A 5,119-nucleotide genomic window follows, 5' to 3' on the forward strand; every position below is an offset into this window, starting at 1 on the left:
GTCGTGGGAGCGTCGCCGTGGGTGCATTGTAGCCCGGCTCGTGGCCCGGGTACGAGAGCCGGGCGCCGCCGTCTCGGGTCGTGGGTGCATTGTAGCCCGGCTCGTGGCCCGAGGCTCGTGCGCCTGCCGGGCCGGGTACGGGCGCCGGGCGTCGCCGTGGGGCGTCGCCGGGTCGTGGCCCGAGGGTTGTGCGCCTGGTGGGTACGGGCGCCGCCGTGGCTCGTGGCCCGGCTCGTGGCCCCGGGGCGTGGGTCACCGGGCCGCCTCTCCGTTCCGTACGTGGCACGAGCCACGACGTCGTAACTCGTGCCATCGGTCTGTCTCAGAACTTACTTTTTGTAAGTGACGAGGTAATCGATGAGAGCAGGAGGGGCGTGTTTTCTATTCCGCACAGGAATACCAGCCTGGAGAAACCGGATAATCCACGCCAGTTCGTGCTGTTCAGCCTGCCATCGGGGGGTATCCCCTGGGAGCCATTCCAGACAGAGACAGTAGTCCCATCCCCGTTTCCCAGATCTGACGTGACTGTGTAAGCGATCTAAGAGACGCCTGCTCTGACCAACATAGACGGCGACGGGCGTCGATCCGTCGGTCCAGACCAGGGCATAAATACACACGTCACTCATCCTCTTGTGGAGCGTCTGCCGGGAGCCAGCCATGATCGAGTGGGGTCTGCCAGAACCGTAGGAGATGGGTAAGAGACACTGGATCTACGTTTCGCCAGATGGCTTGTTCAATAGCGAGCGTGAAGCGATTGGGACCGGTCTGGGTCACCCGAATGGTTTGACGTTTCCGATGAAATACGGCAGTGAGAGAGTCTTGTAGTACAGAGAAGAGTGCTTTCTCTCGCATTGGGTCACTCCTGCTGTCACTCACAAGATTGTTCCCAGAGGTCTAGATCAATCATCAATTCGTCTTCCCACTGATGGGCAAGCTGCTCAGTTTCCCCAGAAAACCGGGGCTGGTAAGCCGCAGAGACGGGATACGGTTCTCCCATATCGACGGGAGTGGGATCGGTTGGATGTAACGAGTGTGAGAGTCGCCTGCTCTCACGCAAGATTGTTGGGTCGGTCAGCACGCGCTTTCCCGTGGGAAACAGGGACAGCTCACGCTGCGTAGTAACCCACCGTCGCCAGTCCTTCCACTCAGACCGCAACGCAGTCCCCATAGTCACAAAGCGGGTGGTGGTGGCTGTGACGGTCAGGCGCTGCTGATGCCAGCCATCAAGAACGGCGTGAGGAAAGAGCGTCCCCGGGTCAAAGCCGCGGTAGTGGGGAGCGACCTGGTACCACTGCCCGTGCAGACAGAGATAGAACTCATCGAACCGGTGGGCGAGATGTGCCCGCTCTTCATCCAACCGTTCCACTTCGTTGGGGGAGAGCGGTCGGACAAGCGTCCAATACACCCCCGCCTGCACGGCGATGATCCCGGTGAACTGACCGTTGTCTTCCCATTGTCCCAGTTGAGGACCGATATCCATACCTGGGAGGGGTTCCGTGGAGTACAGCCCGTCCGTGCATGTCATGATCAGGGCTTCCGGTCGCAGCATCATGGCATCGAAGATCTTCGCACGCACCCGAGACGTGATGTAGCCTGCCCATTCCAGGGAGTGCCAGGTCGGTGGTTCATCCGCCGTCCCACCTTTCGCCTGGGCCAGTTTCCCATAGAGACTATTCAACCCGAGTTTCAGGACTCGCTCCTCTGGACGCCCCTCCCTTTTCCATTGCTGTCGCAGGTCAAAGAGATCCCTGACCCATTCAAAAGGGCGAATAGCAGAGCCTGGACGAAATTCCCAAGCTTCCAGGATCTCTATGCACCCGGTAAGCGTTCCGGTATCGAGTGCGCGAAATGCTGAGAGAACTTCTGGCGACCAGTGCCAGCCTTCCCCCCGTGGCGGAAAGTAAATTGATCCGTCAGGGGCACGCCAAAAGAAGGGATACGCGCGTGCCGCTGGGCGTCGAGTGGCGTGAGATCCCTGGGACGGTCCGGCGAGATCCCATCGCACATGGTATATGGAAAACGCACTGAGCTGCGCGAGAGAGGAGGGCGAGAGTGGACCGCGATGGTACCGCCACACGCCATCGGCTAGGCGGGGTAATTCCGGCATGATCGATGGATAGGCAGATCGCAGGTCATAATTGTAGACCGGCCCGAGACGTGTACCGCACTGCAACAATTCGATCCGACCTCCAGCATAGGCCGATCGAACTGCCTGGCGGAGGGCCACAGGGAGACCCGTGCGACGGTCAAGCGCCTCTTTGACGCGATGTTGTCTGAGAAGCGCGGCAGCGATGGCACCGGCACCGTCCCATCGTTGCAAATGAATACCGACACTCGTGAGGAGCGAGCGTAGACGGTTCATCAGAGCGACGAGTACCCGGCATTCATCCAGACAGTAGCGGATGATCTGCTCTCGTTCATCTGTTCGGAACGAGTGTCGGGCGGTCTTCATAGCGGCCATATGCCCCATGTCAATGATCATGCCATCAGGCAGGTGTAACCGTCCGTTCTGGTCCAGGGAGTCTGCCAGCCAGTCCCGAATCGCCTGGACAAAGCTCGTCTGGAAGAACCCGAAACAATCCCAGACGGTCAGACGAGCTGCATAGTTGGGAACGAACCGTACCTGCCGTCTTCCTGTATGCCGATCGTGTCGATCGACAACACGAAATCGGGCATGGCGGACATCCTCCACGTACTGCCGAAGGGTGAACTGTTTGCGTGGGCGATAGGAGAGTTCGTAGAGCCGGTTATCGATCCAGAGGGTGAGTGCGCGCCCCCCAGGTCCGTTATCGCGCGAGTGCCAGAGCTGTTCCACATCAGCTCGGGAGAGCGAAGCCAGCCAGCAGTTGACATCGTATGAGGTCGCAAACCCGCAGAAGATTGCACGCGGGTAGCGCCGTGCCAGCGAAGCCAGCCACGTGAAGATCTCTGCTGTTGAGAGTCCTTCCTCATTCCAGAGCGTTTCCCCGGTCGACGCGCACAGCAATACATACCGGTGGGAACCGTCGGGCAAGGTCACCCCTTCCCCGTCGAGAGCGATGAATGAAGGAGCAGACTTCTGCCGGTGTACGGTTTTGCGTGGCGTTTTGTGCCTGTCTCCTGTTCGTGGCTTGTGCCGGTCACCTGGGCGTCGCCGTCGGTCAGGCTTCCACTTCGGATTAGGCGTCCCATCGGCCAGCCATTTCCGTTGATAGTGGCGCCCCATTTATGCCACCCCCTGCATCAGATCCTCTGGCGTATCCCCGACGTTCCAGTCCCACCAGCTTTCTCGCCGGCCCAGATCGACAAGCGCACGGGCTTTCTTCCCACGAGGTGAGTTCGCTGGGCGACGCAGGTCCGACAAGAGCTGTCTGAATTCACGTGACCGCACGATTTCGTCATAGCTCATGTCACGTCCGGTCGTTCGCTTGACAGCACGACGGTAGTCCCGTATAATTGCCTGGGTACGAGGGTCTCGCTCACGGTACAGTTTCCGCTGTTCCTTCGGGACTCGTTGCTCATAGCGGAGTCCCCCGTGTGCGCGGGTCTGAGCCTCGCGCACGCTGAGCAGCTCGCCGGTCAGAGGGTTGTAAGCCTTCCGGGTTTCGACGGTGATCCCATACGGATTGGGTCTCCCGGGATAGACCCAAATAAAGTTTGCTAATCCCTGAATTTGTTTAGCCATAGACTACCTCTTGACGGAACTTCTCTGTACGTCCATGCCTGAATCAGGCAGCGTGCTGTACCTGTCTGTTAGCCCCGTGAGATGAACAGATACAGCACGCCCCTGCCATTCTGCTTTCTGACCTGAGCCGTACCATCTCCCACCCCACCCGAATATCACGACAACGCGCTAGCTGTCCGCCCCCTCGTCATCTGTCATCAGCGATGAGACGGGGGGCCACAGCAGGCGGGCCAGAGCTATGATCTCATCTTTCTGTGGGATCTCGCCCATTGTAGAGGGCGCTGGCTCGGACCGAGCCGGAACGATGATATAGCGACCTTCCCCTTTTTGGGCGGTCCGAGTCACTCGATACCACTGTCCTTCAATCCCAGACTCTCGCTCTGCTGAGTAGAGAAAGGAGAGGACCGGGTGGCGCGCCTGACCCGCAATCACTCGCCAGGTTCCCTCTCGCCCGGACTGACTCTCAGCAATCGCAAAGACGGGATAAAGAAAAAACCGTTTCGGCTCGTACCGTTTTGCTTCTTTCGCGTACCGTCCTTGGCCCCCGTTCATGAGGTGAATATCGTACTCGTCACACCACCGGCAGGGCTGATTGTCCATGCGCTGGGCACAGAGAGCAGACACCTGGAATGATTGACTGTCAGGGTCGTAGACCTCGTGCTTGTAAACCATCGCTGTCAGATGAGCGAACGACCCGGCACAATAGAGCCGGGCGCTTTCCCCCACACTGAGGCTTAACAGGCGCAGCCCCGTGGACTGGGCACGGGTCAAATCCGCTTCAAAGGCTTGCAGAATGTCATGGTCAGGAGAAACAGACTGCTGTCCGTACTGGGAGATTTCTCCTTTTGTTTTTGTCATGATGATTTCTCCTTTTTCAACTGTTACCGTTGATAGGGTGCCGTGGCAATCAACAGAGTACGTGCCACGTCCAGTAGCAGCGTGGCAATGAGTGGGCGGTACCGTAAGTCATAGCGGTTCAGTGCCCCGGTGATGTAGTCTGCTCGGACATGCGGCAGGTCCGTCTGCCAAAAGCGCAGTGCCTCCCCGCTTCCCTGTTGAGCATTCCAGACGAACACGACTGCGTCGACCAGCGGGTCGATCACCGAATACGTCTCGTCAGGAAGGGGGATGAGTACCACGCCTGGCGTTGAGGGCGTGGCGCGACGTATCCGTTTCTGTTTGATCATAGCTGTGCGAACCGTCCTTTCTGAATGCATGAGAGCAGGAGTCCGGTCCAGGTCAGTTCTGACCTTCGCACCCATCATAGAAAGGGAGTCAACTTAGTGCGACACTTCACGCACAATCTCGGTGTAACATTTTCTGAACGGTCCTCACCGTCCGTCTTCCGCCTGAATACAGGAGTCCGGTCCAGGTCAGTTCTGACCTTCGCACCCATCATAGAAAGGGAGTCAACTTAGTGCGACACTTCACGCACAATCTCGGTGTAACATTTTC

General features: G+C 58.6%; 4 protein-coding genes and 1 pseudogene. All 5 read right to left on the reverse strand.

What is annotated here, in order from left to right:
* Window positions 1-313: pseudogene (locus IRZ31_RS20055) on the reverse strand (hypothetical protein); the annotation flags it as partial.
* Between the two features lie 555 nt (window positions 314-868).
* Window positions 869-3,013: a DNA polymerase gene (locus IRZ31_RS20060; protein ID WP_297157127.1), complete on the reverse strand. Its 2,145-nt coding sequence runs from the start codon at window positions 3,011-3,013 to the stop codon at window positions 869-871.
* A gap of 192 nt (window positions 3,014-3,205) precedes the next feature.
* The gene (locus IRZ31_RS20065; protein WP_297157131.1) at window positions 3,206-3,664 is read right to left on the reverse strand and encodes a hypothetical protein; all 459 of its coding nucleotides are present in this window, start codon (window positions 3,662-3,664) and stop codon (window positions 3,206-3,208) included.
* A gap of 168 nt (window positions 3,665-3,832) precedes the next feature.
* Window positions 3,833-4,522, reverse strand: coding sequence for a hypothetical protein (locus tag IRZ31_RS20070; protein WP_297157134.1), 690 nt, complete (start codon window positions 4,520-4,522; stop codon window positions 3,833-3,835).
* Between the two features lie 23 nt (window positions 4,523-4,545).
* Complete coding sequence (locus IRZ31_RS20075) at window positions 4,546-4,881, reverse strand: hypothetical protein (protein ID WP_297157137.1); 336 nt, start codon at window positions 4,879-4,881, stop codon at window positions 4,546-4,548.
* Between the last annotated feature and the right edge of the window lie 238 nt (window positions 4,882-5,119).

Origin of the sequence: Thermogemmatispora sp., assembly GCF_019683635.1 — a bacterium.
In the GTDB taxonomy this organism is placed as follows: Bacteria; Chloroflexota; Ktedonobacteria; order Ktedonobacterales; family Ktedonobacteraceae; genus Thermogemmatispora.

Bases quoted from the DNA above. Each gene is read 5' to 3' on its own strand.
- IRZ31_RS20065 (WP_297157131.1), bottom strand. From the start codon at position 3,664: ATGGCTAAACAAATTCAGGGATTAGCAAACTTTATTTGGGTCTATCCC.
- IRZ31_RS20070 (WP_297157134.1), bottom strand. From the start codon at position 4,522: ATGACAAAAACAAAAGGAGAAATCTCCCAGTACGGACAGCAGTCTGTT.
- IRZ31_RS20075 (WP_297157137.1), bottom strand. From the start codon at position 4,881: ATGCATTCAGAAAGGACGGTTCGCACAGCTATGATCAAACAGAAACGG.